This window comes from Nonomuraea sp. NPDC049129, from assembly GCF_040648495.1.
GTDB lineage: Bacteria > Actinomycetota > Actinomycetes > Streptosporangiales > Streptosporangiaceae > Nonomuraea.
In genome coordinates this window covers 434,533-460,126 of record NZ_JBEZDU010000001.1, presented here as the reverse complement: position 1 = coordinate 460,126, position 25,594 = coordinate 434,533, and the positions used below count along the sequence as shown (strand labels likewise).

General features: G+C 70.4%; 23 protein-coding genes. 13 read left to right on the top strand and 10 right to left on the bottom strand.

Annotated elements, in window-relative coordinates; translation table 11 throughout:
* Positions 1-16 precede the first annotated feature (16 nt).
* Genes AB0B64_RS01955 through AB0B64_RS01940 form a run of 4 tightly spaced genes read right to left on the bottom strand, consistent with a single transcriptional unit; the run spans position 17 to position 4,923 of the window.
* A complete protein-coding gene (locus tag AB0B64_RS01955) occupies positions 17-1,921 on the bottom strand; it encodes a hypothetical protein (protein WP_358173880.1) in 1,905 nt (634 codons plus the stop codon).
* A gap of 1 nt (position 1,922) precedes the next feature.
* Positions 1,923-2,729: a carbohydrate ABC transporter permease gene (locus tag AB0B64_RS01950; RefSeq protein WP_357948001.1), complete on the bottom strand. Its 807-nt coding sequence runs from the start codon at positions 2,727-2,729 to the stop codon at positions 1,923-1,925.
* Positions 2,726-3,655, bottom strand: a complete 930-nt coding sequence (locus AB0B64_RS01945; protein ID WP_358173877.1) for a sugar ABC transporter permease — start codon at positions 3,653-3,655, stop codon at positions 2,726-2,728. Before AB0B64_RS01945 ends, AB0B64_RS01950 begins: the two co-directional genes overlap by 4 nt.
* Positions 3,652-4,923, bottom strand: a complete 1,272-nt coding sequence (locus AB0B64_RS01940) for an extracellular solute-binding protein (RefSeq protein ID WP_357948006.1) — start codon at positions 4,921-4,923, stop codon at positions 3,652-3,654. The genes AB0B64_RS01945 and AB0B64_RS01940 overlap by 4 nt, the downstream gene beginning before the upstream one ends.
* A 142-nt stretch (positions 4,924-5,065) precedes the next feature.
* On the opposite strand from AB0B64_RS01940, the gene AB0B64_RS01935 reads away from it, so the two are divergent.
* Positions 5,066-6,151, top strand: coding sequence for an FCD domain-containing protein (locus AB0B64_RS01935; protein ID WP_357948008.1), 1,086 nt, complete (start codon positions 5,066-5,068; stop codon positions 6,149-6,151).
* Here the strand turns inward: AB0B64_RS01935 and AB0B64_RS01930 are convergent.
* On the bottom strand, positions 6,127-8,544 hold the full coding sequence (locus tag AB0B64_RS01930) for a glycoside hydrolase family 95 protein (protein WP_358173874.1): 2,418 nt from the start codon (positions 8,542-8,544) through the stop codon (positions 6,127-6,129). The genes AB0B64_RS01935 and AB0B64_RS01930 overlap by 25 nt on opposite strands.
* A gap of 188 nt (positions 8,545-8,732) precedes the next feature.
* Here AB0B64_RS01930 and AB0B64_RS01925 point away from each other — a divergent pair, with 188 nt between their 5' ends.
* The 4 genes from AB0B64_RS01925 to pip all read left to right on the top strand — a co-directional run bounded on the left by AB0B64_RS01925 (position 8,733) and on the right by pip (position 14,417).
* Positions 8,733-9,425: a FadR/GntR family transcriptional regulator gene (locus tag AB0B64_RS01925; protein WP_358173871.1), complete on the top strand. Its 693-nt coding sequence runs from the start codon at positions 8,733-8,735 to the stop codon at positions 9,423-9,425.
* Between the two features lie 5 nt (positions 9,426-9,430).
* Complete coding sequence (locus AB0B64_RS01920) at positions 9,431-10,363, top strand: amidohydrolase family protein (protein ID WP_358173868.1); 933 nt, start codon at positions 9,431-9,433, stop codon at positions 10,361-10,363.
* 151 nt (positions 10,364-10,514) lie between these two features.
* Positions 10,515-13,412 carry a M36 family metallopeptidase gene (locus AB0B64_RS01915; RefSeq protein WP_358173865.1) on the top strand — a complete coding sequence of 966 codons (2,898 nt, stop codon included), beginning with the start codon at positions 10,515-10,517 and terminating at the stop codon, positions 13,410-13,412.
* Positions 13,413-13,469: 57 nt separating this feature from the next.
* A complete protein-coding gene (gene pip, locus AB0B64_RS01910) occupies positions 13,470-14,417 on the top strand; it encodes a prolyl aminopeptidase (protein ID WP_358173862.1) in 948 nt (315 codons plus the stop codon).
* 125 nt (positions 14,418-14,542) lie between these two features.
* Here the strand turns inward: pip and AB0B64_RS01905 are convergent, their stop codons facing one another.
* A complete protein-coding gene (locus AB0B64_RS01905) occupies positions 14,543-15,907 on the bottom strand; it encodes an aminotransferase class I/II-fold pyridoxal phosphate-dependent enzyme (RefSeq protein WP_358173859.1) in 1,365 nt (454 codons plus the stop codon).
* A gap of 94 nt (positions 15,908-16,001) precedes the next feature.
* Here AB0B64_RS01905 and AB0B64_RS01900 point away from each other — a divergent pair, with 94 nt between their 5' ends.
* Genes AB0B64_RS01900 through AB0B64_RS01875 form a run of 6 tightly spaced genes read left to right on the top strand, consistent with a single transcriptional unit; the run spans position 16,002 to position 20,683 of the window.
* Positions 16,002-16,943 carry a hypothetical protein gene (locus AB0B64_RS01900; RefSeq protein WP_357948029.1) on the top strand — a complete coding sequence of 314 codons (942 nt, stop codon included), beginning with the start codon at positions 16,002-16,004 and terminating at the stop codon, positions 16,941-16,943.
* The gene (locus tag AB0B64_RS01895) at positions 16,940-17,785 is read left to right on the top strand and encodes a nitrilase-related carbon-nitrogen hydrolase (protein ID WP_357948031.1); all 846 of its coding nucleotides are present in this window, start codon (positions 16,940-16,942) and stop codon (positions 17,783-17,785) included. The genes AB0B64_RS01900 and AB0B64_RS01895 overlap by 4 nt, the downstream gene beginning before the upstream one ends.
* A complete protein-coding gene (locus tag AB0B64_RS01890) occupies positions 17,785-18,714 on the top strand; it encodes an ABC transporter substrate-binding protein (protein ID WP_358173857.1) in 930 nt (309 codons plus the stop codon). Before AB0B64_RS01895 ends, AB0B64_RS01890 begins: the two co-directional genes overlap by 1 nt.
* A complete protein-coding gene (locus AB0B64_RS01885) occupies positions 18,711-19,658 on the top strand; it encodes an amino acid ABC transporter permease (protein ID WP_358173854.1) in 948 nt (315 codons plus the stop codon). Before AB0B64_RS01890 ends, AB0B64_RS01885 begins: the two co-directional genes overlap by 4 nt.
* Positions 19,655-20,419 carry an amino acid ABC transporter ATP-binding protein gene (locus AB0B64_RS01880; protein WP_358173851.1) on the top strand — a complete coding sequence of 255 codons (765 nt, stop codon included), beginning with the start codon at positions 19,655-19,657 and terminating at the stop codon, positions 20,417-20,419. Before AB0B64_RS01885 ends, AB0B64_RS01880 begins: the two co-directional genes overlap by 4 nt.
* 39 nt (positions 20,420-20,458) lie before the next feature.
* On the top strand, positions 20,459-20,683 hold the full coding sequence (locus AB0B64_RS01875; protein ID WP_358173848.1) for a hypothetical protein: 225 nt from the start codon (positions 20,459-20,461) through the stop codon (positions 20,681-20,683).
* A gap of 30 nt (positions 20,684-20,713) precedes the next feature.
* Here AB0B64_RS01875 and AB0B64_RS01870 read toward each other — a convergent pair whose 3' ends face one another.
* The 4 genes from AB0B64_RS01870 to AB0B64_RS01855 all read right to left on the bottom strand — a co-directional run bounded on the left by AB0B64_RS01870 (position 20,714) and on the right by AB0B64_RS01855 (position 23,511).
* The gene (locus AB0B64_RS01870; RefSeq protein ID WP_358174777.1) at positions 20,714-20,869 is read right to left on the bottom strand and encodes a hypothetical protein; all 156 of its coding nucleotides are present in this window, start codon (positions 20,867-20,869) and stop codon (positions 20,714-20,716) included.
* On the bottom strand, positions 20,811-21,293 hold the full coding sequence (locus AB0B64_RS01865; RefSeq protein WP_358173845.1) for a pirin family protein: 483 nt from the start codon (positions 21,291-21,293) through the stop codon (positions 20,811-20,813). Before AB0B64_RS01865 ends, AB0B64_RS01870 begins: the two co-directional genes overlap by 59 nt.
* Positions 21,294-21,401: 108 nt before the next feature.
* Positions 21,402-21,839, bottom strand: coding sequence for a VOC family protein (locus AB0B64_RS01860; protein ID WP_358173842.1), 438 nt, complete (start codon positions 21,837-21,839; stop codon positions 21,402-21,404).
* Between the two features lie 649 nt (positions 21,840-22,488).
* Entirely contained in the window at positions 22,489-23,511 is a 1,023-nt protein-coding gene (locus AB0B64_RS01855; protein WP_357948043.1) for a substrate-binding domain-containing protein, read from the bottom strand.
* A 160-nt stretch (positions 23,512-23,671) separates the two neighbouring features.
* Between AB0B64_RS01855 and AB0B64_RS01850 the strand changes: the two genes are divergently transcribed.
* Positions 23,672-24,682, top strand: a complete 1,011-nt coding sequence (locus tag AB0B64_RS01850; protein ID WP_358173839.1) for an asparaginase — start codon at positions 23,672-23,674, stop codon at positions 24,680-24,682.
* 2 nt (positions 24,683-24,684) lie between these two features.
* On the top strand, positions 24,685-25,560 hold the full coding sequence (locus AB0B64_RS01845) for a polysaccharide deacetylase (protein WP_358173837.1): 876 nt from the start codon (positions 24,685-24,687) through the stop codon (positions 25,558-25,560).
* Positions 25,561-25,594 lie beyond the last annotated feature (34 nt).

The window sequence follows — 25,594 nt, the reverse complement described above, 5'->3', positions numbered from 1 at the left end:
CGGCGAGAGGTGCGGGTCAGTAGTGCTGGTGCGACGGGGTGCGGACGCGCGCCGTCGTGTGCAGGTCGAGCCGGATGCGGCGCCCGGGCGGCAGCTCCACCAGCAGCCGCGGACCGCCCACCGCCACCTCCCGCTCGGCCTCACTGATCGGGGGCGCGGTGTAGGCGCGCGGATCGCCCGGATAGCCGGGCTCGGCCCCGGTCACCACCGCCCGGTCGATGTCGTGCTCGCCGAACGCGCCCGCCTGCACCACGACCCGGCGGGTCCGGCTCAGCCCGAGGTTCACCAGCTCGACGCGGACGCCGTCGGGACGTACCGAGTCGACCAGCGCGGCCACGTCGGCGGGCAGGCCGGGGCGGTGGCGGTCGGCGTCGAAGTAGGCCAGCCGCGTCGGCAGCAGCCCGCCGTTGTAGAGGACCTGCGGCGTGCCCGTGACCAGCTGCAGCAGCGCCTCGGTGAGCACCGGGTTGAGCCGCTGCCAGTGGTGCACGTGGACGGTGGCCAGGTCGGCGTGGTCGGCGTCGATGAGCGCCATCCGCCGCTGCACCTGGCCGAGCGCGGTGGCCAGCATGGCCTCGGGGAAGCCGGGGTTGGCGCCGCGCAGGTACTCCAGCCAGGGTGCCTCGTGCCCGGCCTCCTCCTTGTTGCGGAACGGGTGCACCGTGGTCCAGTCATAGCCCGAGGCCGCGCGCAGCCGGTCCAGCCGGTCGGCGTCCTCGGCGGACCGGCTCGCCTGCCACAGCCAGACGGGCAGGCCGAGCTGCGGCGGCTGGAAGTCGAACCAGCCGCCGTCGTCGTGCCGGTTGGGCACCAGCATGGTCGGCTGCCCGGCCTCCTCGCCCAGCTCGGCCAGCCAGCGGTCGCTGGTGCTCATCTCCGTGCCGGTCACGCTCGCCTGCCTGGCGTGGGCGTACACGCTCTCCAGGGGGTCGCGGCCGATGGCGAGCGTGGCGTCGTCGCCGGTCAGCAGGTGGGCGTTGACGGCGGCGACGGCCGCGGCGGCGCCGACGCTGTAGAGGCCGTGCGGCCACTGCCAGCCGTAGTTGCCGCCGTACCACCGGCCGCCGTGCAGCTCGCCGACCTTGCCCGACGGGCCGACGTTGTCGGGGAGTACGCCGTCGTTGGCGGTGGCCCGCTCCTGCCAGGCGCCGATGTAGCGCAGTGCCCAGTCGCGGTAGCGGTCGTCGCCGTCGTACAGCCAGGCGTTGACGGCCAGGCTGGTGGCGGCCAGGTTGACCGCCACGTCGCCGCGGCCGATCCGCTCGCTCATCGCGGCGCCCATGCGGGCGGCGTTGCCGGGGTCGGCCAGGTCCGCCCAGGTCGTGATCCCGGGCAGGTCGCGCAGCGGCAGGCCGTACGGTCGCATGCTGGTCAGGCCCGCGTGGTAGGAGGCCCACTCCCGCTGCATGCCGTAGCGGGGGCCGCCCGCGCCGTTGTGCGGAGCCCGGATGAGGTCGAGATCGGCGTCGTAGTTGGCCGAGCCGGGCAGGTAGAGCTCGGCGAACCGCCGGGCCCGCTCGCGGTAGCGCTCGTCGCGCGGGTCTGCGGCGCAGATGCCATAGAACAGCAGCAGCGACTCGCCCTGGTGGAACCAGTCGTAACCGCGCTCGAACTCGTCCACCAGGTAACCCAGCTCGGTGAGCTGCGCGGTCACGCCCTCCCAGTGGTGCTTGGCCGCGTCGAGCAGGTCGTCGGCGCCGCCGAGCTGGTAGAGCGCCGGCCAGTTGAAGAACGCCTCGTAGAAGTCGTCGGCGCCGTCCCGGTCCTCGGTGGTGCCGTGGTAGATGAGCCGTCCGTCGGGCCCGCAGTAGCGGGCGGCGAAGGCCCGCCACGCCTCGTCGAGGGCGTCGAACAGCCGGCGTTCGAGCACCGCCCAGGCGGGCGGCGCGCCAAGAGGGACAGTCGCGGTGATCTCCCGCATGTCAACCTTTCGTGGCCCCGGCGGTGAGGCCGCTGATGATGTGCCGTTGCATGAAGACGAAGAAGACCAGGAGCGGGGCGATGGCCAGCAGCAGTGTCGGGAAGACCACCGTGTAGTCGGTGGAGTACTGGCTGACCGCCGCGTAGACGCCGGTGGTCACCGTGTACAGGCCGCTGCCGGGGCCCAGGATGATCTGCGGGTTCACGAAGTCGTTCCACACCGAGAAGGTGTTGAGGATGACCATCGTGGCGACCGCGGGCCGCATCAGCGGGAAGACGATCTGCCAGAACGTCCGCAGCCGCCCGGCCCCGTCCACCGCCGCCGCCTGGTCGAGCACGGCGGGGACGGTGGCGATGTAACCGGCGTACAGGAAGATCGAGAACGGCAGCGTGAGCACGGTCTCGAACAGCACGAACCCGCGGATCGTCCCCATCAGCCCGAGCGTCTTGAGCACGTACACGACGGGGATGACCAGCACCTGGCCCGGGATGAACGTCCCGGCCAGGAAGAACAGCATCAGCACCCGGAAGCGGCGCTTCGGGCTGCGCGCGATCACGTAGGCCGCGGGCGCGGCCAGCACCACCGAGAGCAGGTTGACCGCCACCACGAACAGCAGCGTGACCGCGTACCCCTTGACCACGTTGAACTGCGGGTTCGTCAGTGCCCTGCCCAGAGGCTCCAGCGTGAGGCCCCCCAGGCCGAACGGGTTGCCCAGGATGTCCTGCTGACCCTTGAACGCGTTGACGGTCAGCACGTACAGGGGGATGAGCATGAAGGCGACGGTCGCCCAGAGGAAGGGCTTTCTCACTGGTGCACCGCCAGCTCGCCGCGCCTGCGCAGCCGGGTCACCACGAACGCCAGCGCCGCCGTCACCAGCATGAGCAGCACCGACTGGGCCGAGCCGAAGCCGAGGCGGGCGTCGTGGAAGGAGTTCCACAGGATGAGGTAGGCGACGGTCTGCGTCTGACCGGCCGGGCCGCCCGCCGTCAGTGACACCACCAGGTCGTACGTCTTGAGCAGCGTCACCAGCGACAGCACGATGTTGACCGTCACGGACGGGCCCAGGGCGGGCAGCGTCACGTTCCTGAACACCTGGAGGCGGGTCGCGCCGTCGATGCGCGCCGCCTCGATCAGCGAGTGCGGTACGGCCTGCAGTCCGGCCAGGTACAGCACCACGTTGACGCCGAACCCCGCCCACACCAGCACCGCGATCATGGTGATCGTGGCCCACGTCGGATCGGACAGGAACGGCAGCACCTCGCCGCCCCAGGTGGTCACCAGGTTGTTGACCGCGCCGGTGGTGCCGAGGATCGCCGACCAGAGGAAGCCGACCACGAGGGCGCTGAGCACGTGCGGGTAGAACAGCACGATCCGGAAGAACGTGTTCGCCCTGGAGACGCCGTTCACCAGGAGGGCGAAGCCGAGGCCCAGGAGGTTGAGCCCGGCCGTGCCCGCCGCCGCGACCAGCAGGGTGACCAGGGCGGCGCGGCGCAGCTCGGGGTCGTCCAGGAGGTCGACGTAGTTGGCGGCGCCGACGAAGGCGGGGTTGGCGCTGAAGCCGTCCCAGTCGGTCAGGCTCAGATAGAGGGCCAGGCCGACCGGGACGATCAGCATCACGATGTAGAGGACGGTGGCGGGGGCGACCATGATCGCGGTGGCCCATCCGTCGCGGTTCCTGGGCTTGCGCCGCACGACCGTGGTGGTGACGACGGGTGCTTCTTGGGTGAGCGTCATGAACGGCCGGCCAGCCAGCGGTCCACGCCCTCGGCCACTTCCTTGGGCGACTTGCCCACGTACAGGCCCTGGACCTCGGTGTTCCAGGCGGCGTTGAAGCCCTTGGGCAGGGTCGCGTCCCCGTACCCCTCACCCTGCGGGACCCCGGAGGGGGCGCCGTCGAGGATCTGCTGCACCTGCTTCTCCAGCGGGGTGAACTCGCGCTCCACGCCGCTGCGGAAGTTGCCGTCCTGCTTGAGCTGGCTCTTGACCGCCGCCGGGTCGGTGACGAGCCACTTCACCAGCTTGACCGCCGCGTCCTTCTGCGGGGTGGACTTGAGGATCATGTACGGGGCCGCCATCGTGGCGCCCTGGGGGCCCGGGTAGCTCAGGCCCTTGTCGACCGGGGCGGGGAAGACGCCGACTTCGAAGTCCTTCTTGGACTTGGCCTCGGCGGCGGTGAACCAGCTGCCCATGACGTACATCGCCGACTTGCCGGACAGGAAGGCGGTCTCGGCGTCGGCGTACTTCATGCCCAGGGCGTTCTTGTCGACGTAGCCCTTGTCGATCCAGGTGCGGTAGCGCTCCAGGAACGGCAGCAGCGACTCGCCCGCCTTGAGCTTGCCCGCCTTGATGTCCTGCTGCCAGGTGGGGTGGGCCTGGGCGCGCGACGGGCTGGACAGCTGCAGCAGCTGGAGCCCGGTCAGGAACTCGCCGCCGGTCTGCAGCGGCAGCGTCCCGGCCGCCTTGAGCTTGCCCATGACCGTGTCGAACTCGTCGAGCGTGGTCGGCGGCTTGTCGATCCCGGCCTTCTCGAACGTGGCCTTGTTGTAGAAGACCAGCGACTGCGCCTGTACGCCGACGCCGACCGTGTAGACCTTGCCGTTCAGGCTCGCCTCCTTGACCAGCGGCGTGTCCTTCGCCCACGGCTGGTCGGTCAGGTCGAGCATCTGCTTGGAGAGCGTCTCGTCGGCCGTCAGCGTCTCGACCACGTCGGGGGCGTTGCCCGCGGCGAGTTGCTGGGGCAGCGTATCGGCCACGCCCTTGCCGGTCGGCGCCTCGATCTTGACGTCGATGCCGGGATTGGCCTGCTCGAACGGCTTGACCAGCCCGTCCCAGTACGCCTGGGTGAGGTTCGGGGTGATGTTGACCAGCATCCGTACGGTGACCTGGCCCCCCTCGCTCTGCTGCGCCGGCGAGCCGCCGGCGAAGCCGCCCCCGCCGCAGCCGGCGAGCAGGAGCAGGCCGCCGAGAGCGGTCAGGGCGTGGGTTGGACGTGGGGAGCGCATCGCACCTCCAGGGGAGACGCCTTTTAATGGGTCGTCACTCGATTAACGATTATTTAATACGTAGGTGACATATGCTCGTCAAGAGCCACGTAAATAGGTTGCGAGCGGATTGCCTGAGTCATAAATACGTTAGGATGGGCGGATGGCTGGACGCGAGGACGGCAAGCGGCTGGTGCTGGGCGCGGAGGAGCTGGACGCCCTGCGGGCGTGGGCGGAGGGGGCCGGTGAAAGCCTGAGCCTGCGCAGTCGCATCGTGCTCGCGTGCGCCGAGGGCCTGCCCCGCAACGAGATCGCGGCGCGGCTGGCGGTGAGCCCCGCGACCGTGGCCAAGTGGCGCGACCGCTTCGTCGAACGCGGCCTCGACGGCCTGGCCGACGCCCCGCGCCCCGGCCGCCCGCGCACCGCGGAGCGGCGGGAGGCCGAACGGGTGATCGCGGCCGCGGCCACCGGGCCGGCCGTCCCTTCGACGCGCACGATGGCCAGGCAGCTCGGCCTCTCGCAGTCCACGGTGGCGCGCATCTGGCAGGAGCAGCAGGTCGCGCCGCCCGCGGCCCGGCAGGTGCCCAGGGAACTGCTGTCCGACCGGGTCTACGAGCTGCTGCGCGGCTGGATCGTCGCCGGCGAGCTGGTGGCGGGGCAGCGGCTGGTGGAGTCGGAGATCGCCCGCCGGGTCGGCACCAGCCAGGCCCCGGCCAGGGAGGCGATCAAGCGGCTGGCGCACGAGGGCCTGGTCATCTCCTATCCCAACCGGGGCAGCTACGTCGCGGAGATCTCCGACGAGCAGGCCCGCGAGGTCCGCGACATCCGGGTGCTGCTGGAGGAGTACGCCGCCCGCGAGGCCGCCACCCGCGTCCGGCCCGAGACGCTGCGGCAGCTGGCCGCCGACGTGCAGGCGATGCGGCGGGCGGCGGGCGACGGCGACATCGGCGCCTTCCGGGACGCCGACCTGGCCTTCCACCGGCGCGTCTGCGCCGCCTGTGGCAACTCCTTCCTGCTGCGCCTGTGGCGGACCATCGAGTCCAACCTGTGGAGCCTGCACGTGGTCGGCAACCCGCTCTACGGCGGTGACTGGGGCGCGATGGCGGGCCACCACGACGACCTGCTGGCGGCGCTGGCCTCCGGCGACCCGGACGAGGCGGCCCGCCTGTTCGCCGCCCACGCCAGGGGCGAGGCGTCCCGCACCCCGCCCCGCACCCGGCCTGGTCAGGCGGACGTAACCACCTCGTAGACCCCGCCGCGCCGGGTGTCGAAGACGATCACCCCCGGCTCCGGCCGTTCGGCCTTGACCGGCCTGCCGTGCTCGGTCACCGTGACCTCCTTCGCGGTGCGCAGCGTGAGCTTCCGTCCCAGATCCGAGCGGATCTTCCCGCGCAGTACGGCCCCGCCGGCCCACTCCAGATCGATCTCGAAGCCGCCTCGGGCCCGCAGCCCGCGGAACGACCCGGCCGGCCAGACCGAGGGCAGCGCGGGCAGCAGGTGCACCTGGTCGCCGTGGCTCTGCAGCAGCATCTCGGTGATCCCCGAGGTCCCGCCGAAGTTGCCGTCGATCTGGAACGGCGGATGCAGGTCGAACATGTTGGGCGCGGTCCGGGCGGGCAGCAACAGGTTGCTCAGCCGCTTGTACGCCTCGGGCGCGTCCAGCAGCCGCGCCCAGAAGTTGATCTTCCAGGCCAGCGACCAGCCCGCGCCCGCCTCCCCCCGCAGCTCCAGCGTCCGGCGGGCGGCCGTGGCCAGCTCGGGGGACAGGCGCGGGTCGATCTGGTGGCTCGGGAACAGGCCCCACAGGTGGGAGATGTGCCGGCTGCGCGACAACGCGGCGTCGCCCCGGTAGTCCTCCTGCCACTCCTGGATCTGGCCGAGGTGACCCACCTGGGTGGGCACCAGCCGGGAGCGGGCCTGCTTCACCTGCTCCCGCATCCCCTCCTCCAGCCGCAGGATCGTCGAGGCCTCCTCGAAGGCGCCGAACAGGTCACGCAGGATCTGCATGTCCATGGTCGGACCGGCGCAGATGCTGACGTTCTCGCCGCCGTCCTCGTGGTGGCCGACCTCGGGGGAGTGCGAGGGGTTGGTCACCAGGTAGCCGGTTCTGGGGTCGGTCTGCAGCGTGTCCAGGAAGAACTGGACCGAGCCCTTGATCAGCGGAAAGTGCTCGCGCAGCCGCCGCTCGTCGCCCGTGTACAGGTAGTGCTCCCACATCGTCAGGCAGAGCCAGGCGCCGCCGCTCGGCCACACACCGTAGAAGGCGAAGTCGACGGGCGCGGTGCCGCGCCAGCCGTCGGTGTTGTGGTGGGCCACCCAGCCACCCGCGCCGTACTGCGTCTTGGCAGTCTTGGCCCCCGACTCGGCCAGGTCCTTGATCAGGTCGAACAGCGGCTCCATGCACTCGGTGAGGTTGGCGGGCGCGGCCGGCCAGTAGTTCATCTCGCAGTTGATGTTGATGGTGTACTTCGACTCCCACGCGGGGGTGAGCGAGTCGTTCCAGATGCCCTGCAGATTGGCCGCGTAGCCGGGGGAGCGGGAGCTGGAGATCAGCAGGTAGCGGCCGTACTGGAAGTACAGCGCCGCGAGCTGCGGGTCGGTGTCGAGCTGCTTGCGGGCGATGCGCTCGTCGGTCGGCAGCGCGACCGCTTCCGAGGTGCCCAGGTCGATCGCCACCCGCCCGAACAACCGCTGATAGTCCCGTACGTGCCGGTGCGCCAGCACCTCGTACGGCCGCCCGCTCGCCCGCTTCAGATGCCGCTCCGCCACCTGGGCCGGGTCGCCGCCGACGTCCTTGAAGTTCCGGTAACTGGAGCCCATGGAGATCAGCAGCGTGACCTCGTCGGCGCCCTCCACCACCAGCGTGCCGCCGTCGGTGCGGACCGTGCCGCCCTTCGCCTCGGCCCTGGCCAGGGCCTGGAAGCGCACCTCGCCCTTCATGCCCTGGGTGTCGCCGCTGACCCCGTCGAGCGCGATCGTGGCCCGGCCGGCCGCGGCCGTCGTGGAGCTCTGCGCGCTGGAGAAGGCCGCCTGGAACGACACCGCGCCCGGTTTGTCGGCCGTGTGACGGACGACGATGAGCTGGTCGGGATTGCTGGCGAAGACCTCGCGCGTGTGGCGGACGCCGTCGCGGACGTAGGTGACCGTGGTGACGGCGCGGGTCAGGTCGAGCTCGCGGCGGTATTCGGTGAACTCCGCCGACCCCGGGAACGTCAGCGTGAGGTCGCCGAGCACCTGGTACGGGGCCTGCTCGCTGGGCCGGCCGAGGAACTTCTGGTCGGCCAGGTTCTGTGCCGCCTGCCACTTGTCCTCCCAGACCAGCTGCCTGATCTGCGGGAGGGCGGCCAGCGCCTCGGGGCTGTCGTAATTGTGCGGGCCACCGGCCCAGATGCTGTCCTCGTTGAGCTGGAGACGTTCGGTCGCCACGCCGCCGAAGACCATGGCGCCGAGCCGCCCGCAGCCGACCGGCAACGCCTCCAGCCAGGCGGCGGCGGGCTTGCCGTACCAGAGAGTGAGGGGGTTGTCCCGCGCGGACGGCTCGGCCCGCGCGGGTTCTGCGGCGATGCCGCTCGTGAGCAGGGATCCGGCGGCGGCTCCCAGCCCGGTCGTGAGCACGCCCCTGCGTGTGTAGCCGTGGGTCACCAATACTCCTCTTGTTTCGCTTTCGCGGAGGTTGTTGCGCGGTGGTTAACGCGGATGGGCCAAGGCGGACGTGGGATGTATTAGTACGCTCGATCATCGTCCGCTGTCTAGTTCCCCACGTCCGGCGCATAGGGCTGGCCAGAACATAGGACGTTTGTTAGATTCCAGCTGGCGAACGAGAGGATCAGATGTCCCTGACAGACGAGGCCATCGCCCGGATCCGGCAGCTCATCCAGTCCGGAGACCTGCCGCCCGGCTCGCGGCTGCCGCCAGAACCGCAGCTCGCCGCCCAGCTCGGCGTCTCGCGCAACCCACTGCGCGAGGCCGTCAAGGCGCTGGTCGTCGCGCGCGTCCTCGACGTGCGCAGGGGCGACGGCACGTACGTCACCAGCCTGGAGCCGGCGCTCCTGCTCGAAGGGCTCGGGATCGCCATCGAGCTGCTGCGTGACGACACACTCATGGAGGTCATCGAGACCCGGCGGCTGTTCGAGCCGGTCGCCACGGCGCTGGCCGCCACCCGGGTGTCCGACGCCCAGCTGGCGGTCATCGAAGAGCAGCTGGCGGCCATGCGGGAGGTCAGCGGCGACGTGGAGAAGCTCAACCACTTCGACGCCGCCTTCCACCGCGCGGTCGTGGCCGCGACCGGCAACGAGACGCTGTGCACGCTGCTCGACGGCATCTCCGGCCGGACGACGCGGATGCGGGTGTGGCGCGGGAGCGTGGTGTCGGGCAGCGCGGACCGTACGCTGGCCGAGCACCAGGCGATCTACGACGCCCTCGCCGCACGAGACGCCCCGCTGGCCCAGGCGGCGGCGCTGATGCACGTCAGCACGACCGAGAGCTGGTTCCGCCTGGTACTCGCCACCGAGCCGCCGCGATGACCAGCATGGACGCGCCTGCGTCTGGGGTGGACGCGCCTCGCACCGACGCGCCGCGCATAGAGGTACCTCGGATAGACGCGCACCACCACGTCTGGGACCTCGGGGTTCGGGCCCACGGCTGGCTCGATGCCGAGAAGCTGGCGCCGATCCGCCGCACGTTCACCCTCGACCGGCTCGCCGAGCACGCGGCCGCGGCGGGAGTGGGCGGGACCGTGCTGGTGCAGGTGCTGCCCGACCTGGCGGAGACCGTGGAGTTCCTGGCCTTGGCCGCGGCGTCCGAGCTGGTGGCGGGGGTCGTGGGCTGGGTCGATCTCACCGCGCCCGCCGTCGCCGAGACGCTGGCCGACCTGCCCGGCGGGCGGTCAGGCAGGGCAGGCCAGGCAGGTCGGCCCGGCGGGCTGGTGGCGATCCGCCACGGCGTGCAGGCCGAGCCCGACCCCGGCTGGCTCACGCGCCCCGACGTCCGCCGTGGGCTGGCCGCCGTGGCGTCGGCGGGTCTGGCCTACGACCTGCTCACGCTGCCGCACCAGCTGCCCGCGGCCATCGAGACGGTGGCCGCGCTGCCCGAGCTGACGTTCGTGCTCGATCACCTGTCCAAGCCGCCCATCGCCTCGGGGGAACTCGAACCGTGGGCGAGCCGGATCCGGGAGCTGGCCGCACACCCGAACGTGTACTGCAAGCTGTCCGGGATGGTCACCGAAGCCGACTGGACGTCCTGGCGGGTGGCCGACCTGCGGCCCTACGCCGAGACCGTGCTGGCGGCGTTCGGGCCGGAGCGGGTGATGTTCGGGTCGGACTGGCCGGTCTGCCTGCTCGCGGCTGATTACCAGCGGGTCGTGTCGGTGGCCGAGGAGCTGTGCGCGGGGCTGTCGGCGGGGGAGCGCGCGGACGTCTTCGGCGGTACGGCCTGCCGGGCATATCGGCTCGGGAACCGCTGACGCGGACCCCCACCTATGCCCCCATACGCCGATATTTCGGGCTTTACAAGATCTTGTCAGCGCATAAAACCAGTGTTAACTCTTGCGGAGGCGCGGGACACGAGTTCCCGCGCCTCTGGACGTTCAGGAAAAGGATGTGCAGGAGGAAAAGGTGTCGAGCAGACCCTGGTTACGCAGCACTGTCGTCGTCTTCGCCATCACGGCGTCCTCTCTACCCCTCACCGGAGCCGCCCGGAGTGAACCGGGCGCGACGGCTCCCCAAGTCCAAGGCGTTCAGGAGGGCGAGCCCGGCAAGCCCGACCTGGACAACCGGCAAGGCAGAGTCCCGCCGCCGGTCGGGATCAACGCCCGCAGCGCGGGACCGGCGGCCGAGATCCGCTGGAACGTTCTGGGCACCCCCGCCGCCATCACCAGCGCCGAGCCGCTGGCCGAAGGGCTGGGCGCCGACCCGGAGCAGGCCGCGCGCGCTTATCTCAAGAACAACGAGCGGGTCTTCGGCCTGTCCGCCGCGTCGGTCGACGCCCTGGAGAAGGTCGCGGTCAACCCGATCGGCGCGGGCCATGCCGTACTGCTGCGCCAGCGCTTCGGCGGTCTGCCGGCCGGCGTGGACGGCCTGGTCGCGATCGGCGTGGCCGGCGGCAAGATCAGGCACGTGACCTCCTCGCTGTCGCGTGACACGGCGGCGCCCCCGGCCGCCACGATCACCGCGCAGCGGGCCATGGAGATCGCGGCCAGGGACGACGGCATCGACCTGGCCACGGCCGTGACCAAGCAGGTCAGCGCGGTGGCCGTGCCGGCGCCCGACGGGGTGCACAGCGCGTACCAGGTCGTCCTGATGGGCGGTCAGGGCGAGGCGGCCGGATACACCACGCACGTGGACGCGGTCAGCGGCGCGATCCTCGTCCGGGAGAACCTGGTCGAGCACTTCGACCCGGACAACCCGACCTGGTCGGCCTTCCCGTCGAACCCGCCGGACGACTACTCCTCCACCGACACCCGCCAGACCTGGTGCTTCGCGGCGGCCTCCGGCTGCGACTACGTGACCGGCGGCGACCCGCCGACCGGCAAGGCGTGGGACGTCGACCACGCCACGAACACCTCCACCACCACCAGCGTCGGCAACGCGGCGAAGACCGTCGAGAACCGGGCGAACCCCGACCCGTTCTCGGTCGGCACCCGCAGTAACGTGCTCACGCCGAGCCGGAACTACGCCTACCCGTGGCGGAACCAGTGGCACGAGGCGAAGTGCAACCCGGCGGTCTTCGACCAGAGCGGTGAGAACGACCTCGAAGCCGCCATCGCCAACCTGAACGCCATGCACAACCGCATGCACGACTGGTCCTACCGGCTCGGCTTCACCGAGACGGCGTGGAACATGCAGGTGGACAACGGTGACCGTGGCGGGCTCGGCAACGACCCCGAGCAGGGCAACGCCCAGGCGGGCGCCCGCGATCTGACCGTGCGCGACAACGCCAACCAGATCACCGGGCCCGACGGGGTGGCGCCGATCACGAACATGTACCTGTGGCAGCCGATCGCGGGCTCGTTCTACTCCCCGTGCGTGGACGGCGACTACGACATGTCGGTCATCGGCCACGAGAACACCCACGCCATCTCCGGCCGCATGATCGGCGGCCCGAACGCCGGCTGGAGCGGCGCGCAGGCCGGCGCGATGAACGAGAGCACCTCCGACCTGATGGCGATGGAGTACCTGTTCGAGTACGGCTTCCGGCCCTCCGGCCTGACCCCGTACGTCACGGGCGGCTATGTCACCGGCGACCGCGAGCGGGGCATCCGGAACTACGACATGTCCAAGTCGCCGCTCAACTACAGCGACATCGCCTACGACCTCGTCGGCCAGCAGGTCCACGCGGACGGCGAGATCTGGTCGGCCACGCAGTTCGACGTGCGCGACGCCTTCGTCAAGCGGTACGGCAAGGGCACCGCCAAGCAGCAGCGGGCCTGCGCGGACGGCAAGACGCCGCTGGCCAAGTGCCCGGGCAACCGGCGCTGGGCGCAGCTCTCCCTCGACGCCCTGCTGCTGATGGCCTCGGGCGCGGTCAGCTACGTCGATCATCGGGACGCGCTGCTCGCGGCCGACGCGATGCGCTTCGACGGCGCGGACCAGGACATCATGTGGCGCGCGTTCGCCGAGCACGGCCTGGGCGCGACGGCGGCCAGCGTCGGCCCGAACGACCCCGACCCCACGCCGAGCTTCGTCAACCCGGCAGGCAAGAACGGCTCGCTGCAGCTCAAGCCGCTGGGCGAGGCGAAGGGTGCGGCGCTGCGCCTGTACGTGGGCGACTACGAGGGACGGGTGGTCCCGGTCGCCGACACCGACCCCGCGACGCTGCTCGGTGACACCGTGGAGATGACGCCCGGCGTCTACGACTTCGTGGTGGCGGGCAACGGGTTCGGGCACACGCGGCTGAAGTTCCCGGTGGTGGGTGGCGCGAAGCTGCCGCTTCCCCTGCCGCTGTCACGTAACCTCGCCTCGGCCACGGCCGGCGCGGTGGCCTCGGGCGACGGCGTCAACCAGGCCAAGCTGATCGACGAGACCGAGGCCACGAACTGGGCCTCACTCACCGGGGCGCCGGCCGGCAAGTCGGTCACGGTGGACCTGGCGGGCGACAGCCCGGTCAAGATCCGCCGAGTCCAGGTCAGCGCGATGCTCAGACCCAACATCAACGACCCGGCCGACCCCGGCGCGCAGAACCGGTTCACCGCCCTGCGCTCCTTCGAGGTGCTCGCCTGCGCCAAGGACTGCGCGAACCCGGCCAATTTCCGGAAGATCTACACCAGCCCGGCGGACGCCTTCAAGACCACGCTGCCCCGTCCCCGTGGCGCGAACCTGCTCATCAAGTCGTTCACCGTTCCCGCCACCACCGCCACCCACCTGATGCTCCGTACGCTCACCACCCAGTGCACCGGCAACCCGCTCTACGCCGGTGAGCAGGACAACGATCCCAACTCCTCGACGGACTGCGCCACGGCCAGCCCGGCGCGCGACCAGGCCCGAGCCGCCGAATTCCAGGCGTTCTCGTACTGATCCGCCGAGACGGTACGGCTTGCGCTCACCACCGGGCGCAGGCCGTACCGTTGATCTATGTATCCTCCGATCGAACCCTACGACCATGGGCATCTCGACACCGGCGACGGCCATCTCGTCTACTGGGAGGTCTGCGGAAATCCCGAGGGCAAGCCCGCGCTCGTCGTCCACGGCGGCCCTGGTTCGGGCTGCTCGGAGAATCAGCGGCGCGGGTTCGATCCGGAGCGTTACCGCATCATCCTGTTCGACCAGCGCAACTGCGGCCGGAGCCTGCCGCACGCCAGCGACCCGGCCACCGATCTGTCCACCAACACCACCCCGCACCTGATCGCCGACATGGAACGGCTGCGGGAGCACCTCGGTGTCGACCGGTGGCTGCTCTACGGCGGCTCGTGGGGGTCCACGCTCATGCTCGCCTACGCCGAGACGCACCCCACGCGGGTGTCGGAGATGGTGATCTGCGGCGTCACCATGACCCGCCGCTCCGAGATCGACTGGCTCTACAACGGCGTCGGCCGCTACTTCCCCGAGCAGCGGCAGCGCTTCCGCGAGGGCGTCCCGGAGTCCGACCGCGACGGCGACGTGCTGGCCGCCTACGCGCGGCTCATGTCCGACCCCGACCCCGCCGTCCGTGCCAAGGCCGCCCACGAGTGGGTGACCTGGGAGGACACGGTGATCTCCATGGAGGTCAACGGCTCGCCGAACGCCTACAGCGACCGGCCGCCCCTGGCGCTGCTGGCCTTCGTACGGATCTGCGCCCACTACTTCTCCAACGGCGCCTGGCTGGAGGAGGGCATCCTGCTGCGCGAGGCGCACAAGCTGGCCGGCATCCCCGGCGTCCTCCTCCACGGCCGCTTCGACCTGGGCTCACCCTTGGAGACCGCCTGGGACCTGGCCCAACGCTGGCCCGACGCCCGGCTGGTCGTGGTGGACGACTCGGGCCACACCGGCAGCGGCACCATGCGCAAGCAGGTCATGGCCGCCCTGGACGCCTTCGCGACCTGACCCTCTTCGTTTCCCCCGGAGGGGGTCCCTCTCCAGGGTCCTCAGCCCCGACGGACCGGCTTCTTCCGCACCCCCGAAGGGGGTATTCCTCCAAGGGACCCCAGCCACAACGGACCGTCACAGCCCTAATGACGGTCGGCCCCCGGTCGCTTGGCGGCCAGGGCGATCACATCGGCGAGTTCGCCCAGCTCAGCAGGCTCCTCGGTAAGCGCGGCAATGGCCAGCCGCAGATGCGGCCGACCAGGCCGGATCCGATACCGGCTGCCGGGCGCCGCCGAGATGCCGTGGGCGGCCAGCGTGACCAGAGCCTCCGACTCGTCATGGACCGGCACCCACAGCACGAGACTGTCCCGCCCCCCGGTGTGCACACCCCGAGCCGACAGCGCGGTGACCAGGCTCGCCCGGCGCCGGGCGTACGCGATCCGAGCCTGCTCCACGATCGACTGCGTGCCCGGATCGGTGAGCAGATGGGCCAGCGCGTCCTGGAGGATCCTGCTGGTCCAGCCGGTGCCGTAGCTACGCAGCACCCGCACCCGCTCCACAGCCTCCGCCGCCCCGCCGATGATCGCGAGGCGCAGGTCGGGCCCGTGTGACTTGGAGTACGAGCGCACGAGCACCGTCCGGTCGGGCAACCGCGTGCCGATGCTGCTCAGCGGCTCGGTGGACAGGTCGCCGATCCCGTCGTCCTCGACGATGAGGGTGTTCGTGGGGGCGAGGAGCCGGGCCAGCTCGGCGGAGCGGCTCTCGGGCACCGCGTAACCGCACGGCGAGTGACCGCGCGGCTGGTAGACGAACGCCACCGGGCTGGAGCGCAGGCTTTCGGCGAGCGCGGCCGGGCTGGGCCCGTCCTCGTCGCAGGCGACGGGGACCACCTCGACGCCGATCATCTCCAGGATGTCGAGCAGCCTGGCCGCGGTGGGCTCCTCGATGGCGATGCGGTCGCCGGGCAGGGCGGTCGTCTGGCAGAGCAGCTGGACCCCCTCGTACCCGCCACCGAGCGCCAGCCAGCTCTGCGCCGCGAACGGCCAGGTGGGTTCGACCGCGGCCCGCAGGCGCGGGGTGATCGTCTCGCGGACGTAGCCGTTGAAGCCTTCGGCGGAGGTGGCCGTGGCGAGCGCGGCGTCGAGGGGCGGGAGGAGCGCCCGGTCCGGCGCCGCGATGGCGAGGTCGATCGCCAGCCGGCTGCCGAAGTGGCCGATCCGCTCGTAGCGCGCCGGGTGGGGCACGCCAGGAGGTCCGAGCACCACGGTTCCCCGGCGGCCCTCCGTACCGATCATCCGGTGTTTGCGCAGTTCAGACCAGGCTTCGGCGATCGTGCTCGGGCTGACGCCCAGCGCGCGGGCCAGACTCCGCACGGTGGGCAGCCGCGCGCCGGGCCGCAGCGTGCCCTGCCGGATCAGGTCGATCAGAGAGGTGGCGATGCCACGCGCGCTCGGTTCGCGAACCTGCTGCCCCAGCCAGGCGGGATCGACCTCCACGAGAACTCCCATCTGACAAAGCTTTGTTCAGGAACAAAGAGCAACTTGTGTAGCGGATTTCGCTGAACATAAGGTACAGCCCAATACATCACTAAAGGGAGTTTTTGTGACGAAACCTGGCATTCGGCTTGGTCTGCGGGACTGGGATCACCTCGTGCCCGTGGCGACCGGGACGCTGACGTCCGAGGCGTTCGACCTGGATCTCGATTCCCGGTCGATCACGCCGGACGTGCTGAGCGAGCCCGAGCTGGACGGCGGGGAGACCTCCTTCAGCAGGTACGTTCTCGGCCGGGCCAAGGGTGACGACCGGCTGGTGGGACTGCCCGTCTTCGTGATGCGCGGCTTCCGCCAGCGGTGTGTGCTGGTGCGGCGTGACAGCGAGCTGCGCGAGTTCGCCGAGCTGAAGGGGGCCCGGATCGGCCTGACCGGCTGGCCGGACTCGGGCAACACCTGGACGCGGGCGCTGCTCCGGGCGGCCGGAGTCGACCTCACCGAGATCCAGTGGACGGTCGGCGCCGTGGACGCGCCCGAGCCGGGCAAGGACCGCGTCGGCTCGGCGAAGCTGCCGGACAACGTCAGCGTGACCGACGGCTCGCTCGCCGAGCAGCTCGACGCCGGACGGCTCGACGCGATCATGACCCCGTTCATGCCCGAGGGCTTCTTCACCCCCGAGAGCCGCTTCCGTCACCTTTTGCCCGACCACCCGGCGGCCGAGCTCGACTACTACCGCCAGAACGGCTTCGTCCCCGGCATCCACCTGGTGACGCTCAAGCGCGAGGTCGTCGAGCGCCACCCCTTCCTGCCGCAGGCCGTACAGGAGCTCTTCGAACGCTCCAAGCGACACTGGCTGGCGCGGCGGCGGCTCCTGACGGACACCACCCCGTGGCTGCTCGCCGACCTGAGCCGGACCCAGGAGGTCTTCGGCGCGGACTGGATGCCGTACGGCACCGCCGCCAACGCCGCGATGACCGCGGCCTTCTGCGCGGAACTGCACGCCCAGGGGATCGCCCCCGCTCCCATCGACCCCCAGGAGGTCTTTCCCTCATGAAGAACCTGCGTGTGGCGGTCGGCCAGTTCGCCTCATCAGAGGACTGGGCGGCCAACCTCAAGACCTGCGGCGACCTCTTCGACGAGGCCGCCGCCGGGAACGCGGACCTGCTGGTGCTCCCGGAAGGGGCGATGGCCCTGTTCGTCGACGATCCGGTACGGATCCGGCAGGCGGCCCAGCCGCTCGACGGGCCGTTCGTCACCGGCCTGGCCGAGCGCACCCGCGGGACGTCCACCACGGTGATCGTCGGCATGCACCAGCCCGCCGAGGACGGCCGGGTGATCAACACGCTGGTCGCGCTGCGCGATGGCGAGATCATCACCATCTACCGCAAGCTGCACCTGTACGACGCCTTCGGCCGGCGCGAGTCGAACAACGTGGTGGCCAGCTCGGACAGCCCCGTCGTCTTCGACTGCGCGGGCTGGAAGGTCGGGCTGATGACCTGCTACGACGTCCGGTTCCCCGAGCTGGCCCGGCTCCTGGCCGACCAGGGCGCGCAGGTGGTCGCGCTGCCCGCCGCCTGGGTGCGCGGCCCCGCCAAGGAGTGGCACTGGGAGGTCATGGTCACCGCCCGCGCCCTGGAGAACACCTACTACGTGGCCGCGTCCGGCGAGTGCGGCCGGCGCAACATCGGCAACAGCATGTTCGTCGACCCGCTCGGCATCACCCGAGCCCAGCTCAACGGCGACACACCCGGTCTGCTCTGGTCCGAAGCCTCGGCCGAGGAGCTCGACCGGGCCCGCGAGAGCCTGCCGGTCCTCGCCAACCGGCGTTTCACCGTCAATCCCCTCCCCACCACCCCCTCGACAGGTCCCTCGACCTCGATCGCCCAAGGAGCGTAATGCGTAAGACCCAAGCCGCCGGTGCCGTCATGGCCGGTGCCCTGCTGCTGGCCGGATGCGGCGCCAACCCGACCGAGAGCCAGGGCGCCGTCGGGGACACCCCCTCCGCGCCCGCCGCCGCCAGCCACGCCAAGGACCAGGCCCTGTTCGACCGCCTGCCCGACAAGGTGAAGAGCGCGGGCAAGCTGGTCTCGGTGAACAACGGCTCGTTCCCGCCGTACGAGATCGCCGGCACCGACGGCAAGTCGCTGACCGGTGTCGCGGCCGATCTGTCCGAGGAACTGGGCGGCCTGCTCGGCGTCAAGATCGAGCACGTGACCGTGGACGGGCTGCCCAGCCAGCTCACCGGCATCGCGGCCGGCCGCTACGACCTGGCCCTCGGGCCGGTGGGCGACTTCCCCGACCGCCAGGCCTCCAACGACTTCGTCGACTGGGTGCAGGAGTTCGTCGTCTTCGCCGTGCCGAAGGGCAACCCGAACAAGATCCAGTCGATCGACGACACCTGCGGGCTGCGGATCTCCGTGATGGCCGGCGGCTCGGCCGAGAAGGTGATCAAGGCGCAGTCCGACACCTGCGTCAAGGACGGCAAGAAGAAGGTCGAGGTTCAGTCCTACAAGGACCAGCCCACCTCGATCCTCGCGGTCCGCTCCAACCGGGCCGACGCCTTCTTCTCCTCGCAGGCGCCGCTGACTTACTTCGTAAAGCAGTCGGGCGGTGAGCTGGAGCTCGCGGCCACCGGCAAGCCCAACGGATTCGACACCCTCTACCAGGGCGCCGTCGTGGCCAAGGACTCGCCGCTGCGGGATGTGATCAAGGACGGCATCCAGAAGCTGATCGACGACGGGACGTACGAGAAGGTCATGGCCAAATGGGGGACCAGCGGCAACATGCTCAAGCAGGCCGGCGTGAACCTGGCGGCGAAGCAGTGACCACCGCCACCGAGCGGCACTCGCCCCCTGAAGTGGACGTCGCGGGGGCGGCGCGGACGCGGCACCCGCTGCGCTGGGTGGCCTCGATCATCCTGCTGATCCTCGCCGCCCAGCTGGTGAACCTGCTGATCACCAACCACAACTTCAAGTGGGACGTGGTCGCGCGCTACTTCAACGCGCAGGTCATCGGGGCGGGCATCATCACGACGCTCTACCTCACGGTGATCGCCATGGCCGTCGGCGTGATCCTGGGGGTGATCGTCGCGATGGGGCGGCTCTCCCAGAACCCGATCGCGCGGATCGTCTCCGGGCTCTACGTCTGGTTCTTCCGTGGTACGCCGGTGCTGGTGCAGCTCGTGCTCTGGTACAACCTGTCCGCCCTGATGCCGCAGATCTCGTTCGGCATCCCGTTCGGCCCGGAGTTCTTCACGGCCGACACCAACAAGCTGATCACGCCGCTGCTGGCCGCCATCCTCGGGCTCGGGCTCAACGAGGCGGCGTACATGGCGGAGATCATCCGAGGCGGTCTGATGTCGGTCGACCCCGGCCAGACCGAGGCCGCGTCGGCGCTCGGCATGAGCCGGGGGCGGACCTTCCGCCGGATCATCCTGCCGCAGGCGATGCGGTTCATCGTGCCGCCGACCGGCAGCCAGGTCATCAGCATGCTGAAGGCCACCTCGCTGGTCAGCGTCATCGCCCTCGCCGACCTGTTGTACACCGTGCAGGCGATCTACAACCGCACCTTCCAGACCATCCCGCTGCTCATCGTGGCCTGTGTCTGGTACCTGGTGATCACGTCGATCCTGTACGTCGGCCAGTCCTTCATCGAGCGCCACTACGCGCGCGGCGCCACGCGGAACGCTCCCCAGAGCTTCTGGAGCTTCCTGATGTTCCGGCGACGGCAGCCGGCGCCGGCCCCGACCCGCGAGGAGACGCCATCATGAGCACGCCCATGGTGCACGCCCGGGCCGTACGCAAGAGCTTCGGCCACCTGGAGGTGCTCAAAGGCATCGACCTGACCGTCGAGCGGGGTGAGGTCGTCGTCATCCTGGGTCCCTCCGGGTCGGGCAAGTCGACGTTCCTGCGGTGCGTCAACCACCTGGAGACCATCGACGGCGGCGCCATCCACGTCGACGGCGAGCTGATCGGCTTCCGCGCCAACGGCGGGCGGGTGCACCACCTGGGCGATCGGGACATCACCCGCCAGCGCCGGGAGATCGGCATGGTCTTCCAGCAGTTCAACCTGTTCCCGCACTTCACCGTGGTGCAGAACATCATGGAGGCGCCCGTCGGGGTGCGCGGCGAATCCCGCGCGAAGGCCCGTACGCGGGCTCTTGCCCTGCTGGAGCGGGTCGGCCTGGCGGACAAGGTGAACAGCTATCCCCGCCAGCTGTCCGGCGGCCAGCAACAGCGGGTCGCCATCGCCCGCGCGCTGGCCATGCAGCCCAAGCTGATGCTCTTCGACGAGCCGACCAGCGCGCTGGACCCCGAGCTGGTGGGCGAGGTGCTGGCCACCATGAAGGGCCTGGCCACCGACGGCCTCACCATGATCGTCGTCACGCACGAAGTGGGCTTCGCCCGCGAGGTGGCCGATCGGGTGGTGTTCATGGACGGCGGGGTCATCGTGGAGGCCGGGCCGCCCGCAGAGGTGCTGGACAACCCGCAGAACCCGCGCACCCGCGCCTTCCTCAGCAAGGTCCTCTGAGGTCAGGCACCGGCCTGATCGGAGGTCGTCGTGTTACTGATGAACGTGGCGCTGAGCGTGCGTTCAGCGGCCGGGGTCTCCGCCACCACGACCGGACGGGATGCCATCAAGAAAGTACCGGGTCGCGAGAATGGCCTGGCCGTGGATGTGCTGGGCCTGGTCATCGCGGTGGTGGTCGCGGCAAGTGTGACGGTGTCCTGCTTCCTGACGATCATCAGCAGCGGGATGGGAGAGATGCGATCGACGAACGCGCCCGGCTCGTAGAGGGCGCTTCAACCGTCGGTGTGGGGCGGCTCAGGCCGCGATGGTGGCGTGCATCTCCCACACCAGGAGCTCGGCCGGCTCCGTGGCGATCACCTGCTGGCCGCCGGTGGCGGTGAACCGGACGGCGTCACCGGTCGCCAACTCCCCTGCTCCCTCCAGGCTGACGGTCCCGCGCGCCACGAACAGGTGCAGGTAAGGGGCCTCGGGGAGTTGGACGGCCTGACCGGGCTGGAGCCGGGCGGCGTACTTGTTTCTTCGCCGCTTCGCCGTCGTGGTTGCTCATGCCCGAGGCGACCGGGACCAGGCCGCCGGAGAGCAGTTCTCGCTCGATCTCCAGTTGTTCGTAGCCGGGCGTGATGTTGTTCTCATCCGGTACGACCCACATCTGGATGAAGTGCACCGGGTCGCGGTGGACTTCCGCGCCGAGACGCCAGGAGTCGTTCTTCTCCGAGTGCAGGATGCCGCGGCCGGCGCTCATCCGCTGCGCCAGACCGGGATAGATGACGCCGTTGTGGCCGGTGGAGTCCTGGTGGACCAGCGAGCCCTCCAGCACCCAGGTGACGATTTCCATGTCCCGGTGCGGGTGGGTGTCGAAACCGGTGCCGGGCACGAGTTCGCTGGTACGGCGGCCGACGGGATGCGCTTCATCAACATCGCCTTCCCCAGTGAGCGCTGGCGCGCCTTCGCCGACCTCCCCGGCCGGACGGGGTCAGGCGGGCTAGTCGGCGTAGACGTCGTGCAGCATGCCGGTGGCCTGGCCGACCTCGATGAGGTGCCCGTCCGGGTCGCGCATGTAGCAGCGGATCTCGGCCTTACGGTCGATCGGCTCGGTGAGGAACCGGGCGCCGAGCGACGTCGCGTGCGTGTGGAAGGCGGCGATGTCGGCGACTCGGACGTTCATGAACGCGGTCACCGGGTCGCCGGGCTCGGGTGCCCGCAGTGTGACGTCCGGTTTGTCCGGGGTGGGGCCGCCGCCGGGGTTCATGATGATCCACGTGTTGGCGACCTTCACGATCGCCGGGTTTTCTTCAAGGACGACCTCGCCGCCCAGGACGTCCGCGTAGAACGCGCGCGAGCGGGCCACGTCCCGGACGGTCAGGAAGTGCGTGACCACGAGCCCCTCGACGGGCGCGGGCAGCTGTTCGCGGTCGACCATGCTCATCTCCTCACAGGTTGTGGCGCGCTTTGTGGGCCCAGCGGGCGGGGTCGGCCTCCAGGGCGACCCGGTCCAGTGCGCGAGCTCGGCGGCGGCCTCGTTGCAAGGTGTCGCGGGTCTCGTGCCAGTCGGCCACGCGCAGCCGCGGCCAGACTGCCGTCCCATCGCCGTCCCCCTCGGCCGGATCGGTCGTGCGCCGTTCTCGCGCAAGGGCGGTTATACCCGGCCGGACGGGGGGCTAGTCCCGTTCTCCACATGTCAGAGGCGGTACGCGAGTTGATGTCCCTTTGATCGCTTGCACTGCATGAGGAGGGCTGATCACGGGCTCGTTGCCGGGTTACGGACGAGCTGAGTGAACAATCCCGGCTCCGTCTCCACGAGGATGCCGAGGCCGGCCAGACCTTTGAGCTTGGCGCGGGTGTTCTCGATGTTCTTACGCTGCCAGGGGCAGGCCTAGGGCCTGGCAGAGATCGAGCCGACCCTGAGCGCCCGGCGAGCCGCACGCATGCAGGCTCGCGCACGGGCCGGCATCACCGTCGCAGACCCGCCGACCAGCCTGACCGACACCCTCGGCCCTCGTAGTCGCGGGCCAGCCGGCGGCGGAGCATGAGCCGGCCCAGGGTGCGTTCGACGACCCAGCGGCGTGAGGTCAGGCGCCGGCCGTCTTCCGGGTGAGGGCGGCGTAGAGCTCCGGGTCGCTCGACGCGCGGACGATGAGCTCCGGACGGAGCAGCTCGGTCTCCCCCTGCTCGCCCTCGAGGACCCGGACGAGCTGGTGCAGCCCACGGCGGCCCATCTCGTGCATGGGGGAGCGGACCGAGGTGAGCGGGACCGGCAGCTCGGCGGCGAGCGGGGTGTCGTTGAAGCCCACGACCGCGATGTCCGCCCCGACCCGCAGCCCGTGATCGCGCAGCGCGCCGATCGTGCCGATGGCGCCGAAGTCGTTGACCACGAAGATCGCTGACGGGAGCGGGCCCGTCGCGAGCAGGCGTTCGGCCCCCTCGTGGCCGCCGCGCGCGTCGAAGCGCGAGTGCACGATCCGGTGCTCGGGGATCGGGAGCCCGGCCTCGCGGAATCTCTCGACGAAGCCGCTGGTGCGGTCGATGCCGGTGCTCGCGTACGGCTCGCCGGCGACGATCGCCACCTCCTCGTGCCCGAGCCCCAGCAGGTGCTCCGCGGCCATCCGGCCGCCGAGCCGGTCGTCGCAGACCACCGCCGGGTGCCGCCCGGCCCGCCGGTTGACCAGCGTGAACGGGACGCCACGCGCGGCCACCTCGTCGAGGAAGCCCGTGTCCGCGTGCGCGTCGCCGAAGATCATGCCGTCGACGCGGCGGCCGAGGACCATCTCCGTACGGGCGCGCTGGACGTCGGACAGGTCGCGCGTGTTGGTGACGAACGTCGACAACCCCTGCTCGGCCGCGGCCTCCTCGATGCCCTCGTATATGGTCGCGAGCACCACGTCGGACAGCCGGGGGACCAGCACGCCGATCAGGTTGCTGCGCTGGGTGCGCAGGCTCATCGCGTGCGGATTGCGCTGGTAGCCGAGCTCGTCGGCGAGCTTGCGGACGCGCTCCACGGTCGGACTCGACGCCGCCCGCAGACCTTCGCCGGGCTTGGCGTGCAGCACTCGCGACACCGTGGAGACGTGCAGTCCGAGCTGGTCGGCGATCATCTGCAGCGTAACCGGCCGCGCCCTCTTCGCACCCAATGTCCCTCGGCTTCCGGCTGGGGTTTTCTTGATTTTAACGTGAAGTTCTTGACATCTCGTAGGCGCAGGTCAGATGCTACCAAACGTTTGGCGCAAACGTTTGGGTAACTGAGGAGGCCGTCGAGTGTCCAAGGTCATCGTCCTGTCCACAGGAGGGACCATCGCGACCCGCCGGGACGGGCAGGGGGTGGGTCTCGCCCAGGATCGGGCGGGCGAGCTGCTCGGCCGTCTCCCGGTCGACCCCGGGGTGGAACTCGTCGGGCGGGACGTGCTCTGCGCGGGCAGCTACCTGTTCACGCTCGAGGACATGCGCGAGGTCGCGCTGCGGACCCGCGAGGCGTTCACCGACCCCGACGTGCTCGGCGTCGTCGTCACCCACGGGACCGACGGCATGGAGGAGACCGCCTACCTGGTCGATCTGTTCCATGACGACCCGCGGCCGGTCGTGTTCACGGGGGCGCAGCTGCCGGCCGACGCGGCGGACGGCGACGGCCCGCGCAACCTCGCCGACGCGATCGCGGTGGCGGCGGGCGGCCGGGCCTGCGGGCTGGGGGTGCTGATCGGCTTCGACGGCCAGATCTTCGCCGCCTCCGGCACCCGCAAGACGCACACGCTCGCCTCGTCGGCGTTCTCCGCGCCGGACAGCGGGCCGCTGGGGCGCGTACGCGACGGCCAGGTCAACATCGTGATGACGCCCGCGCGGGCCAAACCACTGGACCTCGACACCTTCGACCTCGACGGAGTCCGTACCGACATCGTGGCCCTCTACCCGGGCTGCGACACCGCCGCGCTGCGCGCGGTGGTCGACGCGGGCGCCACCGGGGTCGTCCTCCAGGCGCTGGGCGCCGGCAACGGCAACCCCCGGATCAGGGACGAGGTGGCCCGGATCACCGAGGCCGGCGTCGTCGTCGCCCTGTCCACCCGGGTAGACGCCGGACCCGTCGCCGCCCTGTACGGCAACGGCGGTGGCGCGGATCTCGTCGAGGCCGGCGCCATCCCCACCGGAACCCTGCGCTCGCCTCAGGCGCGCGTCCTGCTGAGCGCGCTGCTCGGCGGCCATCGCGACCCGGGCCGGGTACGCGAGGAGTTGCGCGCGCGGACCTGGAATACCTCTCCGATCGAAAGGACGAAGTGACCATGCCCAAGGAGATTCTCGTCGCGTACGGCGTGGACGTCGATGCCGTCGCCGGCTGGCTGGGCTCGTACGGCGGGGAGGACTCGCCGTGCGACATCTCGCGCGGCCTGTTCGCCGGCGAGGTCGGCGTCCCGCGGCTGCTGCGCCTGTTCGAGAAGTACGACCTGCGGACCACCTGGTTCATCCCCGGCCACTCCATCGAGACCTTCCCCGACCAGACCCGCCAGGTCGTGGCCGGCGGTCACGAGATCGGCGTGCACGGCTACTCGCACGAGAACCCGATTGCGATGAGCAGGGAGCAGGAGAGCGCGATCCTCGACCACTGCATCGACCTGGTCGAGAGGTACTCCGGCAGCAGGCCGACCGGCTATGTCGCCCCGTGGTGGGAGTTCTCGCCCGTCACCAACGAGCTCCTGCTGGAGCGGGGCATCAAGTACGACCACTCGCTCATGCACAACGACTTCAGCCCGTACTACGTCCGCGTCGGCGACTCCTGGACGAAGATCGACTACTCCCGCCCGGCGGCCGAGTGGATGAAGCCGCTGGAGCGCGGCCAGGAGACCGACCTGGTGGAGATCCCGGCCAACTGGTACCTCGATGACCTCCCGCCGATGATGTTCGTCAAGGCCAGCCCGAACAGCCACGGCTTCGTCAGCCCGCGCCACCTCGAAGAGATGTGGCGGGACCAGTTCGACTGGGTCTACCGCGAATCGGACTACGCGGTCTTCACCATGACCATCCACCCCGACGTCTCGGGCCGGCCGCAGAGCCTGCTCATGCACGAGCGCCTCATCGAGTACATCAGCGGCCACGAAGGCGTGCGCTGGGTGACCTTCGACGAGATCGCCGACGACTTCAAGGCCCGCTCACCCCGGTAGCGGCCCCGCGCCTGTCCATGCCGGTCCGGTGATG